Annotated in this window: 4 protein-coding genes (1 of these 4 cut by a window edge); all 4 read right to left on the minus strand. The window is 71.5% G+C overall.

From position 1 onward, the window contains the following. Tightly spaced (each overlapping or abutting the next), the 4 genes in view from OG711_RS01615 to OG711_RS01630 form a layout consistent with a single transcriptional unit that may run on beyond the window. Positions 1–1,146 carry a CaiB/BaiF CoA transferase family protein gene (locus OG711_RS01615; protein ID WP_329558124.1) on the minus strand — a complete coding sequence of 382 codons (1,146 nt, stop codon included), beginning with the start codon at positions 1,144–1,146 and terminating at the stop codon, positions 1–3. Then, entirely contained in the window at positions 1,143–2,408 is a 1,266-nt protein-coding gene (gene ccrA / locus OG711_RS01620) for a crotonyl-CoA carboxylase/reductase (RefSeq protein WP_266504440.1), read from the minus strand. The genes OG711_RS01615 and ccrA overlap by 4 nt, the downstream gene beginning before the upstream one ends. Then, positions 2,399–3,160, minus strand: a complete 762-nt coding sequence (locus OG711_RS01625; RefSeq protein ID WP_143201277.1) for a thioesterase II family protein — start codon at positions 3,158–3,160, stop codon at positions 2,399–2,401. The genes ccrA and OG711_RS01625 overlap by 10 nt, the downstream gene beginning before the upstream one ends. Next, positions 3,157–20,751, minus strand: the 3' portion of a protein-coding gene (locus OG711_RS01630; RefSeq protein WP_329558125.1) for a non-ribosomal peptide synthetase. It continues 243 nt past the right edge of the window; 17,595 of the gene's 17,838 nt are visible here — the last part of the coding sequence; its start codon lies beyond the right edge, outside the window; the stop codon is at positions 3,157–3,159. The genes OG711_RS01625 and OG711_RS01630 overlap by 4 nt, the downstream gene beginning before the upstream one ends.

The following is a 20,751-nucleotide window of genomic DNA, read 5'->3' on the forward strand; positions in this document are numbered from 1 at the left end:
TCATGAGCGTGGTCCGTGGGACTCAAGGACCTCGGCGGTGTGCTCGCCGAGGTCCGGTGCGGGCGTGCGGAAGGAGTCGAGCCCGGCGCCGAAGACCACCGGGAAGCGGACTTGGTGCCACCGCTGGTCCTCTGGTCCGCCCGGCACCTCGGTGATCAGCTCCCGGGCCTGGACGTGTTCGTCGTCGACGACCGCCGCCGCCGTCTCGTGGACCGGTGCCCAGGGCACGTCCAGTTCGCCGAGCACCTCGATCCACCACTTCAGATCCCGGTCGGCGAAGACGGCGGCGAGGAGGGCGGACACCGCCTCCTTGTGCCGGGTTCGGTCGCGGCGGCGGTCGTAGGCGTCAGTGGCCAGGGCAGGGAACTCACCGGCGAGCCGTTCGCGGAAGGCACGCCAGAACTTGTCCTCGAACAGGGCGAGGGACAGGCGTCGGCCGTCGCGTGTGGTGAACGCGTCGTTGTCCCCGGTGACCAATGGGCTGTTGACCGCGGCGCCATTGAGCGCGGGCAGTGCCAGCGGTCCGGCCCAGGCCGCGGCCGCCTCGTGCAGCGACACATCGACATGCTGACCGGTGCCGGTCGTCGCGGCATGCTGGGCCGCCACCGTGATCGACAGAGCGGCGTACATCGCCCCCGCGAGGTCCGCGACCCGCACTCCGGGGCGGTCCACGCTGCCTGTCGGCCGCTGCGGTACGGCGAAGAACCCGGACAGGGCCAGGAAGTTGACGTCATGACCGGGCCGCCGGGAGTAGGGGCCGGTCTGACCGAAGCCCGACAGGGAGCAGAGCACCACACGGGGGTTGGCGCGCCGCAGCGCGGCGAAGCCGAGACCGAGCCGGTCCAGGACACCGGGCCGATGGCTCTCGATCACCACGTCGAACCGGGGCACCAAGGCCAGGAAGGCCCGTTTCCCTTCAGGCTCGGCCAGGTCGAGCATGATGGAGCGCTTGTTCCGGTGGATCGCGGCGAACGTCTCGGGCATGACCTGCCGGAGCGGGTCTCCGACGGGTGGCTCGACCTTGACCACGTCCGCCCCCAGGTCCGCGAGCAGCGAACCGGCGAAGCCGCCCGGCAGCAGCCGTGTCAGGTCCAGGATGCGCAACTGCCGCAGCGGCAGCCACGATGTGTCCTCCCGGCCCGTCATGTCACCACCTCGCCAGGCAGGACGGTCATCCCCGGCTCGGGAGCGTTCACCAGCACGGACATGTTGCCCGGCGGATGGGCGTTCTCGTAGATGAGCCGGTGCAGCTCGGCGATGTCACCGAACGGTGCCGTGCGGCTCAGGCAGGGGTCGAGTCTGCCCGCCGCGACCAGGTTGGTGACCTCCCGTGACTCCCGGGCATTGGCGCAGTGCGACCCCTGCAGGCGCTTTTGGAACATCCACAGGAAGCGCAGGTCCACGTCACCGTTGTAGCCGCTGGTCCCAGCACAGGTGACCACCATCCCGCCGTTGTCGCAGACGTACAGCGATGTCGGCAGGGTGTCCTGCCCCGGGTGCTCAAGGACGATGCGGGGCGAGCGACGCTCGCCGAGCACGTCCCAGATCCCGCGGCCGAAGGCACGGACACCGCTGAGCCAGTCCTGGTACGCGGCGGTGTCGGTGTGGTCCGGCAGCCTGCCCCAGTGGTCGAACTGGGTACGGTTGATCACGCCTCGGGCACCCAGCCGGAGGCAGTGCTCGGCCTTCTCCTCGGCCGACACCACCGCGATGGGCACGCCGCCGAGCAGATCGACGATCTGGATCGCCATGGAGCCGAGACTGCCCGAGCCGCCCCACACCAGGACCGGATCGCCCGGCCGGACCGTGTGCGGCGGCCATCCGCACAGCTGGCGGTACGCGGTGGCACCACCGGCAAGGAAGCAGCTGGCCTCCTCCCAGGTGAGCCGTTCCGGCTTGGGGTGCAGCTGATACTCGTCGACCACGGTGAACTGGGCGAAGGTGCCGAAGTTGAGTTCGTACCCCCAGGCCCGCTGGGAGCGGGAGACAGCAGGATCCGTGCCGAGCCTGATGTCGTCCGCCCGCTCATCCCACTTCAGCCCGCCGAACACGACGTGCTCGCCGGCGCGGAACCGGGTGGCGCCCTCGCCGGTCGCCCAGACCACCCCCGATCCCTCGGAGCCCGCGATGTGGAAACCGTGCGGGTCGCCCTGTTTCTGCCGGGCGGCGATCACGTCCACGGGTGTGCCCAGACTGGCCCAGACGCCGTTGTAGTTGATGCCGGCCGCCATCACCATCACCAGCACCTGGCCGGGTCCCACCGGCGGCACCTCGACGACCTCGATCTTGATCGCGTCCTGCGGCAGGCCGTAGCGCTCCGGGCGGATCAGCGCGGCGTACATGTGATGGGGCACCTCCCCCAGCGGGGGGATCTCGCCCAGCTCGTAGAGGTCTCGTGTCATGTCCATCCAATCCCTGCGGCGAGGCGGCGCAACTCCTGGCCGGCCTCTGTGTGTTCCAGCAGATAGAAGTGGCCGCCGGGATAGCCCCGCCGGTGGGGCGGGCGCGGCACGTCGTCGGCCCACAGCCGGGCTTCGTGCGCGTTCGCCTCGTCGTCGTCCTCGCCGTACCAGATGTGGTATTCCGTGGCGTCGTGCTGTCCGCCGCGGCGGACCGGCGCGGAGTACGTGTCGATGAGCTGCATGTCGTGGCCGAGGGCCGTCACGGCCAGGTCCACCAGCTCCGTGTCGGCGAACAGTTCCGGAGGGCAGCCGCCGTACCGAACCATGTCGTCCCTCAGCGCCGCCCGGGACCGGGCGGTGAACGCCGTCGGCGGGAAGGTCGCGAGTCTGCTCCTCGTCGTGGGCGAGCGGGAACCGGAGAGCACGACACCGGAAACCAGGCGCCGACAACGGTCCGGCAAGGCCTCGACCAGCGCATGGGCCAGCAACGCACCCATGCTGTGGCCGAAGACGATGGTGGGGCGGTCGAGCAGCGCCTCGAACTCCGGCTGGAGCAGGGTCACCGCTTCTGTGAAGGTGCGTGCCGGATCGCTGCGGTCGTTGAGTTCCAGCAGGACGACGCCGCAGGTTTCCGGCAGGTGCCGGGCCAGCGGCAGCAGCGACGCGGCCGACCCGCCCGCGTAGTGCAGCAGCACCACACGGTGCGGGGCGTCCGCGGCACCCAGCACGAGGTGCCGGGACATCGCGCGGGCGCTCACGCGGGTGCCCCGTCGTCGAGGACCGCCCGCAGGACACGACCGATCTCACGTAGCGGTGCGCCATCGAGCATCTGCTGGTGCTCGCAGTCGATCGGATAGGTGGTGATCGTCCCCGTGACATGCGGCCGCCAGCTGTCCTCGGTCAGGCGGTTCGCACCGTGACCGCGGACGGCGGGGAAGAAGGCCATGTTGCCGTCGAAGGTGCTCGGAGTATGCGATGCAGCCAGCTCGGTGAAGTTCCGGGAGACCTGCACCAGCCGCTGCGACCGCTCGCCCAGCAGGGCCACCATCGGATTGTCGTGCTCGCGCAGCAGAGTCTCCGCCTCCTCCGCCGTCATCCCGTCAGGCAGCCGGTCGGGCAGATCACCGACCGTCTCCAGCAGGGTCCGGAGGATGGTCACGCCGTCGGGCGACCCGGTCACCAGCCCCGCTGCCGGTGCGGCGTCGAGTACGGCCAGCAGTTCCACGTCCTCCCCCGCCCGGAGGAGCCTCGTCGCGACCTCATGGGCGACGATTCCACCGAAGGACCAGCCGACGAGCCGGTAAGGGCCCGGTGCGGTCTTCCTGATCCGGGTCGCGTAGTCGGCGGCGAGTTCCGCCACGGATCCCGGCAGCGGGCCGTCGTCGCTGTATCCGGGAGCCTGCAGGGCGTGGATCGGCGCGGTGTGCGACAGCACCCGGATCAAACCCGAGTAGCGCCAGCCGAGCCCGCTCGCCGGGGGCAGGCAGAAGACCGGCGCCGCAGTCCCCTGGGGGCGCAGGGACAAGAGGACCTCGAAGGCGGCGTCCTGCGCGATCCCGCCGCCCAGGATGTGCCGACGGGCGAATCCGGCGACCGTGGGGGTGAGGAACAGGTCTCTGATGGTCGGCGCACCACCGAGCCGGCGCCGGACCCGGCCGATCAGCCGCATCGCGAGCAGGGAATCGCCACCGAGGTCGAAGAAGTCGTCATCGGTGCCGACCTCGGACACGCCCAGTACCTCGCGGTACAGCTCGCACAGCACTTCTTCCACCCGGTTCGCCGGAGCTGTGCGCGCCCGCAGGACGGGCGCCACCACGCCGAGCGCGGCGCGGTCGACCTTGCCGTTGGCCGTCACCGGCAGCGAGTCCCGGACCACGACGGCCGACGGCACCAGGTAGGTGGGCAGCAGACCCTGGGCGAAACGGGTCAGTTCGGCAGCGTCCGGCCGGTGTCCGGCCGACGGCACGGCGTACGCCACCAGACGCGGACCCGTCGGCGCCTCGTGGGAGACAACCACGACGCTGTGTGCGACACCGGGGTGGGTGGCCAGGACGGACTCGACCTCGCCCGGTTCGACCCGGAACCCCCGGATCTTGACCTGGGTGTCGGCGCGGTCGGCGAACTCCAGCAGACCGTCGGAGTTCAGACGCGCCAGGTCACCGGTGCGGTAGGCGCGTCCGCCGGACCCACCCGGCTCGGCGACGTACCGGGTCGCGGTCAGGCCCGCCTGCCCCACGTAGCCGCGGCCGACTCCGTCGCCCGCGACGTAGACCTCGCCGACGGTTCCCCCGGGTACCGGTCGAAGGACGTCGTCCAGGAGGTGAATCCGGATGCCGGGCAACGGCAGCCCGATGGGCACGGCCGCGCCGACTGTTCCGGCGGAGCGCATCCGGTGGGCCGTGACGAACACCGTGGTCTCAGCCGGGCCGTATCCGTTGGCGAGGGACAGGCCGGGATTGCGCCGCAGCACCTCCCGTGCGGCGGCGGGCGGAACGACGTCGCCTCCGAGGAGCACTTCCCGCAGGCCCTCGAAGCACGACGGCTCGTCCTCGACCAGCGTCCGGAACAGGACAGGAGTGAAACACGCCCACGTGACCCGCTCGTCGCGGATGACGCGGGCGAGCGTGACGGTGTCCAGGTCACCGGGCGGAGAGAGGACGAGGCAGCCGCCGTTGAGCAGAGTGCCCCAGATCTCCGCGGTAGACGCGTCGAAGGCGAGCGGACTGTGCACGAGCGCCCGGCGCGGCGCGCGGAAGCCCTCCTCACCGGCGATCCAGGTGAGCTCCCGGCGGGACACGGCCACGGCCTTGGGACGGCCGGTCGAGCCCGAGGTGGACATGACGTAGGCCATGGCTCGTACCGGCACGGCGGGGAACCTGACGTCATCGCCGGGCGGCACGACCATGGCCGGATCGATGACCGGGATGCCGAAGTCCGTCGCCCCTTCACCGTCGGCGAGCAGCAGCGCGGCGCGCGACTCGGCCAGGACGGTCCGTATCCGTGCGGTGGGGAACCTGTGGTCGAGCGGCACGTACGCAGCACCGGCCTTCAGGACACCGAGCAGCGCGGCGACCATCCGGGGCGTGCGCTCCAGCCGCACAGCCACTGTGACCTCCACACCGGCCCCCGCCGCCACGAAGGCCCGCGCCAGCCGGTCGGACCACGCGTCGAGTTCGGCGTAGGAGAAGGTCCGACCCTGGCCGGTCACAGCCGGGGCGTCGGGGGTCTTGGCCACATGGCCGGCAAAGACGTCGATCGGATCGCGGTCGGGCGAGTCCGCAGACGGACCGGACACCACGGCCCGGGCCCCGTCCCGGTGCCCGGTGACCCGATCGACCGGCTGGCCCGGATCGGCTGCCATCGATTCCAGCGCGTCGCAGATCCAGGTCACGATCTGCTCCGCCCGGGCCGGGGCGATCAGGTCGGCACGGTGGACCAGTCGTAGCCCCATCCCGTCGGGGTGGGCGGCAGCCACCAGGCCGATCGGATAGTGCATCCCGTCCCTGGCCTGCTCCATCCGGACGGCCGTGTCGGCCTGGCCCACCCGGACGGCGCCCCCGCCGGTCGGATAGTTCTCGAAGGCCAGCGCGGTGTCGAACAGTTCACCGGCACCGATCAGCCTGTGCACCTCGGCGAGCCCGAGGTGATGCGCCTCGCCGAGGGCCGCCTGTTCGGCCTGGAAGCGGCGCAGCGAGTCCGCCACGGTCTCGGCGGAGCGCGCGGTGAGCCGGACCGGCAGGGTGTTGATGAAGCAGCCGATCATCGACTCGATGCCAGGGACAGCCGGCGATCGTCCCGACACCACGCTGCCGAAGACCACGTCCCGCCGTCCGGTGAGACGGCCGAGCACGAGCCCCCAGGCGACGTGCACCATGGCGCTGGTCGTGACACCCAGCGCACGAGCCGTCTCCTGTACCAGGGTCGCGACCCGCGCGGGCAGTTGCCGACGCACTTCCTGCCGCGGGCCGGCGGGCTCACCGCTGCCGGGAGCCACTCGGCAGCTGTCCACACCCGACAGGGCGGCCCGCCAGGCCTCCCGTGCCGCCTCCCTGTCTTGCCCCACCAGCCATGACGCGAAGGCACGGTGGGGAGTCACGGTGGGCAGCCGGGCTTCGTCCCCAGCGGTCCGGTAGGCGGCGAAGAGTTCGCGCAGCAGCAACGGCAGCGACCAGCCGTCCAGCAGGATGTGATGGTGGGTCATGACCAACCGGTGTTCTTCTTGGGCCAGCCGCACCAAGAGCATCCGGATCAGAGGCGGAGCGGCCAGGTCGAAGCCCGCGCGGCGTTCCTCGGCCGCCAACGCGGCCAGCTCGGCCGCATCGGCAGCCGCGGCTTCCTTCCAGGGGACGGCCGCCTGTCCGGCGATCACCTGGACAGGGGGGCCGTCCGGTGTCTGGACGAACGCCGCGCGCAGGGCGTCGTGGCGTTCGACAACCGTCTGGACCGCTTGACGCAGTGCGTCGGAATCCAGCTCTTCAGGCAGGGCGAGGACGCTCTGCACCACGTACGGGTCGTCGTGTTCGCGGTCGGGGCCGTCGAGCAGCGCGTGGAAGAGCAGGCCTTCCTGCAAGGGGGTGACCGGCAGCACGTCCGAGAGTGCCGGCCAGGTCCGCTCGATCCAGTCCACCTGCTGCTGGGCGAGGTCGACGAGCGGGAAGTCCGAGGGACTCCGGGTGGCCGTCGCGCCGTGCGCGTGGACGACGATGCCCTCCAGAGCCTCGAACCAGAGATCGGCCAGGTCTTCCACGTCCCGCTCGGCCAGCACCCCGGCCGGCCAGGTCCAGTTCGCGACGAGTCGTGGTCCCTCGGGGGTGTCCCTGATCATGGTGTCGAGCGCTACGGTGTGGGCCACGGCCCGCGCGGCGGTTTCCCGCGGCGTCGTCGCGGGGGCGGAATCCGCCGGACCGGTCATCCGCCCCAGGTAGTTGACGCAGATCTGCGGTGTGCCCACCCGGGCCAGCAGCGGCATGCTCTGGGGATTGAGGTAGCGCAGCAGGCCGAAGCCGAGCCCGGAGTCGGGCACGGACCGCAGCCGCTCCTTCACCTGCTTCACTGCCGAGCCCACGCCCGGGGCACCGCGTCGGACGTCTGCCCACTCCAGTGCCCCGGGATCGAGGGCCACCGGGTGCAGCGTGGTGAACCATCCGACAGTCCGGGTGAGGTCGAGTCCGTCCTGCTCGACCCGGCCGTGCCCCTCCACGTCGAGCAGAACCGCGCTCGTCGCGGGGATGCCCCGGCGCTTTCGCCACTCGCCGACGGCCAGAGCAAGCGCGGTGAGCAGCACATCGGGTACCCGGCCGTGGAACGCCGCCGGGGCGTCGGTGAGGAGCGGAGCCGTGGTCCCGGCCCGGGCCGTCCGCAGGATCGACCCGGTCGTGGCGACGGTGTCCTCGAAGGGATCGAGGGGCCGGTCGCCCAGTGCGGGGTCGCAGGTGCGCAGCACGTCCGTCCAATACCGGACCTCGGTGAGCCGGGAACGGTCCGTGGCGGCGGCGACCAGCCGTTCGGCCCAGCGCTTGAAGGAGGTGCCGACCGGGGCGAGCTCGACCGTCCGGTCCTCCGCGGAGGCGGTCAGGGCCTGGTCGAGATCGCCGCTCAGGATGCGCCACGACACCGCGTCCACGACGAGATGATGGGCGGTGAGGGAGAGCAGACCGGGTGCGCCGGGTTCCCCCGGCAGCAGCACCGCGGCAAGCATGAGACCGCGGTCGGGGTCGAGACGGTCCCGGGCAGCACCCACCGACTGGGCCGCCAGCTCGCGCAGTGCGTCGCCGGACAGCCCGGTCGTGTCGGCGACGACGAGCAGGTCCTGCGCGTCGACGGCTCCCGGTTCGGGAATGTCCAGTGCCCACAGCCCTGTGTCGTCGTCCCGGGACAGGCGCATCCGCAAGGCGTCGTGATGGTCGAGGACGGCCTGCAACGCGGCGGTGACGTGGCGCCGGTCGAGTCCGGCCGGCACCGGGACGGTCACGGACTGCTCGAAGCCCGCGATGTCGTCACCGAGTTCGCGCAGCCAGTGCATGGCCGGGGTGAGCGGGACCGGGCCCCTCCCCGGATCGGGCACGGGTGCCGGGGTGGGGCGACCGGACGCAGCCACCGCGGCGAGTTCCGCGATCACCGGGTGCGTGAAGACGTCGCGCGGGGTCAGCGACAGTCCCTCCCGGGCCGCCCGGCTCACCAGTTGTATGGCGAGGATGCTGTCGCCGCCGAGCTCGAAGAAGTGGCCGTCGGCCGGCAGGTCGGGCTGACCCAGCAGGTCGCTGATCAGACGGCACAGGACGCGCTCGTACGCGGTGACCGGGGTACGGCCCGGGGCCCGGCCGGCGCTCGGGGCCGCAGCGGTGGTGGGGGCGGGCAGCTGCGCCCGGTCCACCTTGCCGTGGGCGGTGAAGGGCAGCGCGTCCACAGGGACGAGCGCGGTCGGCACGAGGTGGTCGGGGACCCGCTCGGCGAGCCATCCGCGCAGCTCGGCGACGCTTGCGCCGCCGGGTTCCGCGACAATGTACCCGGCCAGCCGTGGCCCGGCCGGAGTGGAGAAGGTGGCCGCCGCTGCGGCGCGCACCGCGGGATGGCCGAGGAGGGCCTGCTCGACCTCGCCCAGTTCCACGCGGTGTCCGCGGATCTTCACCTGTCCGTCGGCCCGGCCGATGAACTCGAGTTCGTCGTTCCGGTGCCGCCGCACCATGTCGCCCGTGCGGTACATGCGCACACCCGGTGCGCCGTACGGATCGGCGACGAACCGGCCGACGGTCGCGGCCGGCTCGCCGCGATAGCCCCGGGCCAGGCCCGGACCCGACAGGTAGAGCTCGCCGACCATGCCGGGCAGGACCGGGCGCAGCGCGGGATCGAGCACGTACGCCTTGGTGTTGGCGAGCGGCCGGCCGAGGGGTGGCACACCGTCCCCGGCCAGTGCCCCGGTGATCGTCGACGCCACCGTGCACTCGGTCGGACCGTAGACATTCAGGACCCGGCACGACGAGGCCCATCGGTCCACGAGCGAGCCCGGTACCGTCTCGCTGCCCAGGGCGAGCACGAAGCCTTCCGGCAGCGTTCCGGGGCGTATTCGTGCGGCGACGGTCGGGGTCAGGGTCGTGTGGGTGACGCCGTGGCGCGCAACCAGGTCGGCCAGGTCGGCCGCAGCGGTGACCCGGTCGGTGTCGAGCAGCACCAGGGCCGCGCCCGATGACAGGGCGAACAGGATGTCCCCGGTGGCCACGTCGAAGCCCGGTGAGGCGAACTCCAGGACACGGCTTCCCGGCCCGACCTGATAGGCATCAGCAAGGCTGAGGGCCAGGCCCGGCAGTCCGCGGTGGGTGACCAGCACGCCCCGTGGGGTGCCGGTCGAACCCGAGGTGTGGATCAGGTAGGCCGGATGGTCGGGTGACCAGGGACGCAGCCGATCGGCGTCGGTGGGGTCGTGAGCGGGGAGGTCCGGCAGGTGTTCGGCCGGGTCCAGGACGGGCGCGTCCGCCGGTCCCGTGTCGCCCTTGGCCAGGACCAGTGCGGGAGAGGCCCGGTCGAACAGCAGGCGCATCCGCTCGGCCGGGTAGTCGGGGTCCACCGGCATGTACGCCGCGCCGGATTTCAGTACCGCCAGCAGGGCCACGATCAGGTCGACGGACTGGGGGAGGTGGAGCGCGACGATCTGCTCCGCGCCGATCCCCCGCGTGATGAGCCGGTGGGCCAGCCGGTTGGCGCGCTCGTTGAGCTCCTGATAGCTGATGCGGTCTGCGCCGCACACGACGGCGTCGTCGTCCAAGCGGTGCGGGACGTGCCGTTCGAAGGCGGCCAGCGCGTGCTCGACGGGCACAGGGCGGTCGGTGTCGTTCCAGGGGAGCTGTTCGGTGGCCGGCTCCAGGCGCGCCGCCCCGATCCGCAACGTGGGATCAGCCGCGACCTGGTCGAGGAAGAGCACCAGCCGCGCGGCCAGTTCCTCCCCGGTACGCCGGTCGAACAGGTCTGTGGCGAGTTCCAGGGCTCCTGCGAGGCCTTCGTACTCCCTGGCGGCTCCACGGCGTTCGGCGACGTTGACGGCAAGGTCGTACTTCGCCGCGACATGGCCCGTGAGTTGCGCGCTCACCCGTATCTCGTCGAGGCGCAACGGGGAAGCGCCGTACTGGTCGAACGCCAGCATGACCTGCACCAGAGGGTTGCGGGCCATGGACCGCTCGGCACCGAGCACGTCGACGAGCCGTTCGAAGGGCACGTCCTGGTGGGAGTATGCGGCCAGGTCGGTCTGCCGGACACGGTCCAGCAAGGTGGTGAAGTCCGGATCGCCGCTGGTGTCGGTGCGCAGGACCAACGTGTTGGCGAAGAACCCGATCATCGGGTCCAGCGCGCTGTCGTCGCGGCCGGCCACCGGTGTTCCGATCGGAACGTCGGTGCCGGCGCCGTGCCGGGTGAGCACCGCGGCGAGGGCCGCGTGCATCACCATGAACAGCGTCACGCCGTGGCGTGCGGCGAGCTCGGCGAGCAACCGATGGGTGTCCGCGCAGACGGTGTACTCCACCAGTTCGCCCTGGTGCCCCGCGGCCTCCGGGCGTGGGCGGTCGGTGGGCAGCGGGAGCTCCTCGGGCAGTTCGGCCAGTGTGTCGCCCCAGTACCGGATCTGCTGGGCGATCATGCTGTCGGGATCGTTCTCGTCTCCGAGAAGCGCGCGCTGCCACATCGTGTAGTCCGCGTACTGCACGGGCAGCGGGGGCCAGTCGGGGGCGACGGACCGCTTGCGAGCGGCATAGGCGGTGGACAGGTCCGTGGCGAGTGGTTCGAGGGAGCCTCCGTCGCCGGCGATGTGGTGAAGCACCACCGACAGGACGTGGTCCTCGGGGGCGATCCTGAACAGCCGTGCCCGCAGCGGAGGTTCCTCGGCAAGGTCGAAGGCGTGCGCCGATGCCGCGGCAAGTTCCGCCGCGAGTGCGTCGGGTGCGACGTGGCCGACGGTCAGGCCGGGCCAGATGTCGTCGACGGGGAGGATGCGCTGGCAGGGCACGCCGTGGTCGCTGTCGATGACCGTGCGCAGCACTTCGTGCCGGTCCACCACGTCACTCAGGGCGGCCTGCAGGGCCGTCGCGTCCAGGGGTCCCCTCAGGCGCAGCGCGAACGGGATGTTGTAGGTCGCCGACGGCCCTTCCAGACGGTCGAGCACCCACAGACGCTGCTGGGCGAACGACAGCGGTACGCGGGTGGGCCGGGTCACCGGGGCGACGCGGGGACGGGCGGCTGCCCTGTCGTCGAGCACCGTGTCGAGGGCGCGCACCGTCGTGGCCTCGAAGAGCTGTCGGATGGGCAGCTCCACCCCCAGTGCGTCGCGTACCCGGCCGATCAGCCGAACGGCCAGCAGGGAGTGTCCGCCGAGCGCGAAGAAGTCCTCGTCGACGCCCACCGACGGGCGCTCGAGCACCTCGGCGAACAGGGCGCACAGGGTCTCCTGACGCGGCGTCGCCGGAGGCGTCACGTCCATGGCGAGCCGAGGGGCGGGCGGGCGTACGGCCGGAGCGGGGGCGACGGTGTACTCGGTCGGCACGAGGTGTTCCGGCAGCCATCGAGCGGCGAACGCGCGCAGCCGGTCGACATCGAGAGCATGGCCGTCCTCGGCGATGACGTGCACCGCGACGGTCTGCCTCCCGGCTTCCGTGTCGTGGTGGAGCACGGCGGCCACCTGCTGAACGTCGTCGTGTTCGGCCAGGACCTCCTCGATCCGGGCGAGGTTGATCTCCCGGGCAGCCGGCACCGGGGCCAGATGCCCGTCGAGTGCGTCGCCGGCGGTGAGGTCCACGACTCCGATCCGCACCGACGGGTCGGCCGCCACGGTCTCCAGCAACCGCCGCAGCCGTTCGACGAGCCGTTCGACCGTGGCCCGGTCGAAGAGGTCCGAGCGGTACTCCACCATGCCAGCCACGCCTGCGGGACGGCCCGCGACCGGGTCGCGTTCGGCGAGGTTGAACCCTAGGTCGAAGTTGACCGCGCCTACGTCCAGCGGTTCACCGGTGATCCGCACGGACGGCAGGGACAGCTCGGTCCGCGGGGCGTTCTGGAGGACCATCATCACCTGGAACAAGGGATGGCGAGCCAGCGAACGATCCGGGTTGAGGGCCTCTACAAGGTGCTCGAACGGCAGGTCCTGGTTGTCGTAGGCGGCCAGAGCCGCCTGCCGGGCCCGGCCGATCAGCTCGCCGAACTCCGGATCGCCGGAGGTGTCCACGCGCAGTACCTGGGTGTTGACGAAGAACCCGACCAAGTCCTCCGTGGCCGTGTCCGTCCGTCCGGCGATCGCGCTGCCGAGCAGGACGTCGGTGCCGGCACCCACGCGGGTGAGGAGGGCGGCGACGGCACTCTGCAACACCATGAACAGGCTGGCCCGGTGCGCACGGGCGAGGTCCAGCAGCCGGGCGTGCAGATCGGCCCGCAGCTCGAACGACAGCCGCTCGCCCGCCGGTGTGGAGTCCTGTGCTCTCGGTCGGTCGGTGGGCAACGGGACCTCCGCCGGGGCGGCAGCCAGTGCCCGGCGCCAGTGGACGAGCTGACGGGACAGCACGCTGCCGGGGTCGTCAGGGCTGCCCAGCACCGTGCGCTGCCACAGCGCGTAGTCGGCGTACTGCACCGGCAGGTCGGACCAGTCGGGGGCCTCGTCCCGGACCCGGGCCCGGTAGGCCTCGGCCAGGTCCCGGGCGAGCGGTCCGACCGACCAGCCATCGGCCGCGATGTGGTGCAGGACCAGCAGCAGCACATGCTCGTGGTCGTCGAGCGCGAACAAGGTGGCGCGCAGTGGCAGGTCGGTCGTGACGTCGAAGGGCACCCGGCCGGCCGCGGCGAGGGCTTCGGGCAGCGCGTCCGGGTGGGTGGCGACGACCGGGAATTGCGGCCGCGCCCGCTCGGCGGGCCGGACGATCTGGGAGGGTTCGCCGTCCTGTTCGGGAAACACGGTGCGCAGTGTTTCGTGCCGGGCCACCAGGTCGCACAGCGCCTCGTGCAGCGCGTCCCGGTCCAGATTTCCGCTCAGGCGCAGCACGGTGGGCAGGTTGTAGCCCGGTGAGGACGTGTCGAAACGGTTGAGGAACCACAGGCGCAACTGGGCGAACGACAGTGGGACGCACGCCGGCCTCGGCATCGGGACGAGCAGCGGACGCGCCGGTGTACGCGCTTCCAGTCGTTCGCACAGGGCGGCGACGGTGGGGCCCTCGAAGACGCGCCGAATCGGCATCTCGATGCCGGTGACCGACCTGATCCTGCTGACGAGCCTGGTGGCCAGCAGGGAGTGCCCGCCGAGTTCGAAGAAGTTGTCGTCGATGGTCACCTCGGGCACCCCGAGCACCTCGGCGAACAACTCGCACAGCACCTGCTCCCGGGGCGTGCGCGGCGGGCGTCCGGACGACAGGACGGCGAAGTCCGGCTTCGGCAACGCGTTTCTGTCGAGCTTTCCATTGGCGTTCAGGGGAAGTTCGTCGAGGACGACGAAGGCGGCCGGGATCATGTAGTCCGGCAGCCACCGCCGCAGCCCGGTCCGCAGCCGGTCGCTGAATCCCCGCAGGCGGCGGGTGCGTGCGGGGCTGTTGGCGTGCGCTTGCAGGCTGTCCCAGGCCGGGTCCCCCGTGTAGGCCTGCACCGTGGCGTCGGCGTGCGCGGGCACGAAGACCGCGTCGAAGCAGTCGTCCCGGCCCTGCCCGGACCATGTGGTCACCACCTGGAAGCCGTGAGCGGCACCCACGTCGTGGAGGTCCTCGGGGTCCACACCCCCGGCCTCGGCGCGCAGGGCGGCCAGCACCCGGGCGGTTCCGCTGCCACTCCGCAGCTCACGCAGGGCGTCGTGCTCGGCGAGCAGTCGGCCGTTGGGCACGTCGGTGACACGGAGGCCGCGGGGTGCGTCCAGCAGCGCCCCGGCCACTGCGCCGGTCGAGCCCAGGTCCGCCCAGCCCATCCGGGGCAGGTCCTCGACCGGGGCCGGGGCGGCGGGTGCCTTGGTGATCACCACCTCGTAGCGGTAGCGCGACAGTTCGTTGTCGAACCGGCCCCGCTTGAGCCTGATGTCCACCCCCGCGATGTCGGGGGACGTCCGGGCGAGCGCGACGAAGAAGTCGGGTGCCAGCAGCAGCTCCTCCTCGGCGGCCACCTTCTGCTCCACCAGGGCACGGACCGAGGAGGTGTCCGCCGCGTCGGTGAGCTGTCCGACGGCGACCGCCGTCTGCAGACAGCGCAGCAGGCGCAGATTGCGGATGTCGCCGAGGACGACGCGGCCGCCGGGCACCAGCAGATCCAGGCACTTGTGCACTACATCGGTGAGATAGCCCGCGTGCGGGAAGTACTGGACCACCGAGTTGAGCACGATGGTGTCGAAGAAGTCTCGGGGCAGTCCGCTGACGTCGTCGGCACTCTGGACCCGCAGTGCAATGCCCGGCCTGTCCTCGCCGCGCGCCCGCAGCCGCTCCCCCAGCTCCGCGATCACCGACGGGGAGAAGTCGGTCCCCCAGTACGCCTCGCACTGCGGGGCCAGCCGGGACAGCAGCAGCCCGTTGCCGACGCCGATCTCCAGGACGCGCCGGGGCTTCAGCCGCAGCACTTGGTCGACGGCCGCCGAACGCCACTGGGTCATCTCGGCGAGAGGCAGGTGCCGACCGTCGTAGCTGCTCTGCCAGACCGTGAAGTCCTCCCAGAAACCTCCGTCGGCGACCTGGTCTGCGTAGAGCGAGTCGTAGAGGTCACGCCACGAGCTAACCTGGTCGTTCTCCTCCGGCTCGTCGCGACCTGCGGACCACGCCGTGCCGGGGACGACGTAGCCGACGAGCGTGCGCTCGCCGTCACCCGTCTCGTCGGCCAGGACGGTGGCCTCCACGACGTTGTCCTGCCGGGACAGTGCCGCCTCGACCTCACCGAGTTCGATGCGGAAACCGCGCACCTTGACCTGGTCGTCCGCCCGGCCCACGAAGTTCAGTCCGCCGGCCCGGCGCCACCGCACCAGGTCGCCGGTGCGGTACATCCGACTGCCCGGCTCGCCGAGGGGATCGGCAACGTACCGTTGCGCGGTCAGTGACCGACGGTTGAGGTATCCCCGGCCGAGGCCCGTTCCGGCGATGTAGAGCTCACCGGTGACGCCGACAGGCACGGGTCGCAGGCTGGGGTCGAGCACGTACATGCGGACGTTCTGGGTCTGGCTGCCCACCGAGGGCGGACCGTCGGCGACCGTCCGGGAGTCGCCGACTTCGGCCAGGGTGCTCCACACGGTGGTCTCGGTGGGGCCGTAGAGGTTGACGACGCTGGAGCCCACCGCCCGCATCCGCTCGGCGAGGCCGGCACCCAGCGTCTCGCCGCCGACCAGCAGCCGCATCTCACGCAGCCCTTCGGGCGCGTGGGCGAGCAGCGTGCGGTACAGCGACGGTGTGGCCTGCAGGACGGTGGCGTCATGGCGCACGGCGAGTTCGGCGAGCGTGGCGGGGTGGCGGACCGCCTCCGACTCGGCGATGACCACGCGTCCGCCGTGCAGCAGGGGCAGATAGACGTCGACCGCGACGATGTCGAACGCGACGGTAGCGACGGCGAGCGTGCAGTCGTCGCTGCTCATCGGGAACCGCTCGGCGAAACCCGTCAGGTTGTTGATGATGCTCCGGTAGGAGATCACGACGCCCTTGGGCCGGCCGGTGGAGCCGGAGGTGTAGATGATGTAGGAGGCGTTGTCGGGCAGGATCGGGGCGACACGGTCCTCGTCGGCCGGGTCCGAGGCGTCCCGCCCGGACAGGGCTCGCTCGGCCGAGGGGTCCCCGAGCACGAACATCGGGGTGTTCCCCGCAGGCAGGCGGGGTGCGATGTCCGGGGTGGTGATCAGGAGGGTCGGCCGGGCGTCACCGAGCAGGAACTCCAAGCGCTCGGCAGGATGCGTGGGGTCCATGGGGAGGTACACGCCCCCGGCCTTCTGGACGGCGAGCAGTGCCACGACCATGTCGACCGAGCGGGGGACGGCCAGGGCGACGACCTGTTCGGGTCCGACGCCGTGCGCGATCAGCTCACGGGCCAGGCGGTTGCTGCGCGCGTTGAGCTGGGCGTACGTCAGCTCGTCGCGGCCGCAGCGCACCGCGGGAGCGTCCGGTGTGGCTGCGGCCTGTTGCTGGAAGCGTTCGTGCAGGAAGTGGGCCGGCAGGGGCCGGTCCGTCCGGTTGCGCGTCACCAGCAAGTCGTGCTGCTCGGCCGGGGAGAGGAACTCCACCTGCTCGATGGGGGTCGCGGGATCGCGCACGACGGTCCGCAGGAACTCGCCGTACCAGGCGACGAGTTGTTCCACGGTCTCCCGGTCGAAGAGGTCGGAGGCGTACTCGACCGTCCCGTACAGCCCGTCGGGTCCGCCCTCGGCCGTACGCCGCTCGGCCACGCTGACGAAAAGGTCGAACTTGGCGTTGCGGGCGGGCACCGGGCGGGGCTGGGCGGTCAGGCCGGGCAGGTCGACCGTGACGCCGTCGACGTTCTGCAGGGCGAACATCACCTGGAACAGGGCGTTGCCCGCCAGGGAGCGTGCCGGGTTCATCGTCTCCACCAGGTGCTCGAAGGGCAGGTCCTGGTGGGCGTAGGCATCAAGGTCGGTGGCGCGGACCCGGGCGAGGAGCTGACGGAACGCGGGGTTGCCCGAGGTGTCGCAGCGCAGCACCAGGGTGTTGACGAAGAACCCGACGAGCCGGTCGAGCGCGTTGTCGGTCCGGCCGGCGACAGGTGTGCCCAGCGGGATGTCGGTGCCGGCGCCCAGTCGGGTCAGGAGTGCCGCGAAGGCAGCCTGCAGCACCATGAACAGGGTGGCCCGGCCGGTCCGGGCGAGGTCGGCGAGTTCGGTGTGCAGATCGGCGTCGAGAGTGAAGTCGACGGTGGCGCCGCGGTAGCTGGCCACCGCGGGCCGCGGCCGGTCGGTCGGCAGATCGAGTTCCGCCGGGGCTCCGTCGAGGACGGTGGTCCAGAACGTCACCTGGCGGCCGATGAGGCTGTCGGTGTCCTCGCCGTCACCGAACATCTGGTGCTGCCACAGGGCGTAGTCGGCGTACTGCACGGGCAGCGGCGCCCAGTCGGGCCGCGCACCGTCGCGCCGCGCGGCGTAGGCCGTGGCCAGGTCGCCGAGGAGCGGGTTGAGCGAGGAGCCGTCGCCGGCGATGTGATGGAGCAGCAGGATCAGGACATGGTCCTCGGTGGACGCCCGGGACGTGAACGCCCAAGCCCGCAAAGGTGGTTCCGCGGTCAGGTCGAAGGTGTGGTCCACCGCGGCGCGCACCGCGTCGTCGAGTGCGTCGGGGTCGACGGCGGCCACGGTGAGCTGCGGCTCGACGGCGTCCGGTGCCAGCACCACCTGGTGCGGCAGGCCGTCGTGGGACGGGAAGACCGTGCGCAGGCTCTCGTGTCGCAGCATCACGTCGGCCATGGCAGCGCGCAGCGCCTCCGTGTCCAGCATGCCTCCGAGGTTCAGCACGACGGGAATGTTGTACGTCGGGCTCCGCCCCTCGAGCTGGTTGATGAACCACAGCCGCCGCTGCGCGAACGACAGCGGGATGCGCTCGGGACGCGGCACGGGGCGCAGGGACGGCCGGGTGGCGGCAGCGGGGTCCAGAACGGTCGCGAGGCCCGCCACGGTCGGTGTCTCGAACAGCTGCCGGAGGGCGACCTCGACACCGAGCGTGGCGCGAATCCGGTTGACCAGCCGGGTGGCGAGCAGCGAATGACCGCCGTGCGCGAAGAAGTCGTCGTCGATGCCGGTCCCGGCCAGTCCCAGCACCTCGGCGAACAGGTCGCACAGGATCGCCTCGCGCGGGTTGCGAGGGCGCCGTCCGGCACTGTGGGGGCGGTGCGGCGCGGGCAGCGCCCGGCGGTCGACCTTGCCGCTCGGCCCGATCGGTATCTCGTCCAGGATCGTGAAGGACGAGGGCACCATGTATTCCGGCAGTACCGTGGAGGCTGATTCACGGACCGCGGAGATGTCCGTGTCGGGCTGGGCGAGCAGGTAGGCGGCCAGTTCCTGGCCGTGCGCCACCACCACGGCCCGGCGGAGGCCGGGGTGCCGTGCGAGCACCGACTCGACTTCGCGCAGTTCGACCCTGAAGCCTCTGATCTTGACCTGGTCGTCGGTCCGGCCCAGAAACTCGAGGATTCCGTCGGCCCTGCGGCGGACGAGGTCACCGGTGCGGTACATCCGCTCGCCCGGTGTCCATGGGTTGGCGACGAATCGTTCCGCGGTCAGCCCCGGCCGGCCGAGGTAGCCGCGGGCGAGCTGGGCGCCCGCCAGGTGGAGCTCACCAGGCACTCCGGGCAGAGTGGGGCGCAGGTAGGGGTCGAGCACGTGGGCCTGGGTGTTCCATCCGGGTCGGCCGATCGGGACCGTGTCGTCGCATACGTCCCAGGCCGTCACGTCCACGGCTGCTTCGGTAGGACCGTAGAAATTGGCCAGCTCGGCGCCGAGGGTGCGCCGGAACGACGCGGCCAGTTCCACGGGCAGCGCCTCGCCGCTGCATACGACCAGTCGCAGCGAGGAGCATCCGGACGCGGCCGGTTCCTCCAGGAACATCTGCAGCATCGAAGGGACGAAGTGAGCCGTGGTGATCCGCTGCTCCTGGATGAACTCCGCGAGATAGCGCGCGTCCTTGTGGCCCTCCGGCCGCGCGAGGACCAACGTGGCCCCGGTGATCAGAGGCCAGAAGAGCTCCCAGACGGACACGTCGAAGCTCGACGGTGTCTTCTGCAGCACCCGGTCGTCGGCGCGCAGCCCGTAGGTGTCCTGCATCCACCGCAGCCGGTTGAGAATCGCGGCATGGCTGACCACGACGCCCTTGGGCAGGCCGGTGGAACCCGAGGTGTGGATGACGTAGGCCGGGCTGTCCGGCCACAGGGTCCTCGGCGGGGCGGAACCGGTCCCCGCCCGGGATGCGCGGACCTCGGACGGGTCGTCGAGGACGACCGCGGGTTCCGCGTCGGCCAGCATGAACGCGATGCGCTCCGCCGGGTAGCCGGGATCGATCGGCAGATAGGCGGCCCCTGTTTTGTGCACCGCGTACAGCGCCACCACCAGTTCGGCCGAGCGGGGCAGGGCCACGGCCACCGTGCGCTCCGGGCCGGCGCCCCGTCGGAGGAGGTGTCCGGCGAGCCGGTCGGCCCAGGCGTCGAGTTCGGCGTAGGTGAGCGCGGTGTCCTCGGCCACGACCGCGACGGCGTGCGGAGTGCGGGCTGCCTGGGCCTCGATCAGGCTGGGCAGATCGGTCGCCGCGAGGTCCGTGTCCGAGCCGCGGGCGTGTGTCAGTGCCAGCGCTGTTTCCGCCCGGAACGGCGTGTCGGTGCGGGCGACGGCCACGCCCGGCCGGGTGGCCAGTTCGCCCAGCAGGTCGACCAGTCCGTCGGCGATCGCCCGCGCCCGCTCGGTGTCGAAGACGTCGGTTCGGTGCATCACCCTCAGCTCCAGCGCGCTGCCACGCAAGGAGGCGCCGAGGCTCAGCGGGTAGTGCATGGCGTCTTCGGCGCTCTCGACCGACACCCGTACGCCGTCGAGCACGGACTGCACACCGTCCCGGTCGACCGGGTAGTTCTCGAACACCACGGCCGTGTCGAACAGTTCGGTGGCACCTGCCGGTCGGTGCAGCTCGGACAGGCCCAGGTACTGGTGGTCGGCGAGCGCCGACTGCTCGCGCTGGACCCGTGCGGCGAGTTCTCCCAGCGATTCGGCCGGGTCCAGCCTGACGCGCACCGGCACCGTGTTGATCAGCAGTCCGACCATGGTCTCGATCCCGGGCAGCACCGGGGGCCTGCCGGAGACCACGCTGCCGAAGACAAGGTCTACCCGGCCGGTCAGCCGGGCCAGCAGCAGGGCCCAGGCTGTGTGCACCGCAGTGCTCACCGTGACCCGCAGGCCCTTTGCGGTCTCCCGCAGCGCGTCGGTGACCTGGGGGGGCAGCTGCACCGTGACGTGCTCGTGGCGCGACGACCGGGCAGCGGCCCGGCCGATGCCTGGCGCCGCGACGAGGGTCCCCCCGTCAAGCCCTGACAGCACTTCGCCCCACACCTGCCGGGCGGCGTCACGGTCGCGTTCGGACAGCCACCGCAGGTACTCGCGGTACGGCGTGACCGCGGGCAGGTGGCTGTCGTCGCCGTCGGCGGCGTACACGGAGAACAGGTCGCGCAGCATCAGCGGGCCGGACCAGCCGTCGAGCAGGATGTGATGGTTGGTCACCACGAAGCGGTGTGCGTCCGGTGCCAGCCGGACCAGGGCGAACCGGATCAGCGGCGGCCGGGCCAGGTCGAATCCGGCCTCCCGGTCCTCCTGCAGCAGCCGAGCCAGTTCTGTCTCCCGCTCCGGCAGTGGCAGTGCGCTCAGGTCGTGCTGCTGCCATGCCACCTCCACGCGGCG

It is taken from the genome of Streptomyces uncialis (genome assembly GCF_036250755.1).
In the GTDB taxonomy this organism is placed as follows: Bacteria; Actinomycetota; Actinomycetes; order Streptomycetales; family Streptomycetaceae; genus Streptomyces; species Streptomyces uncialis.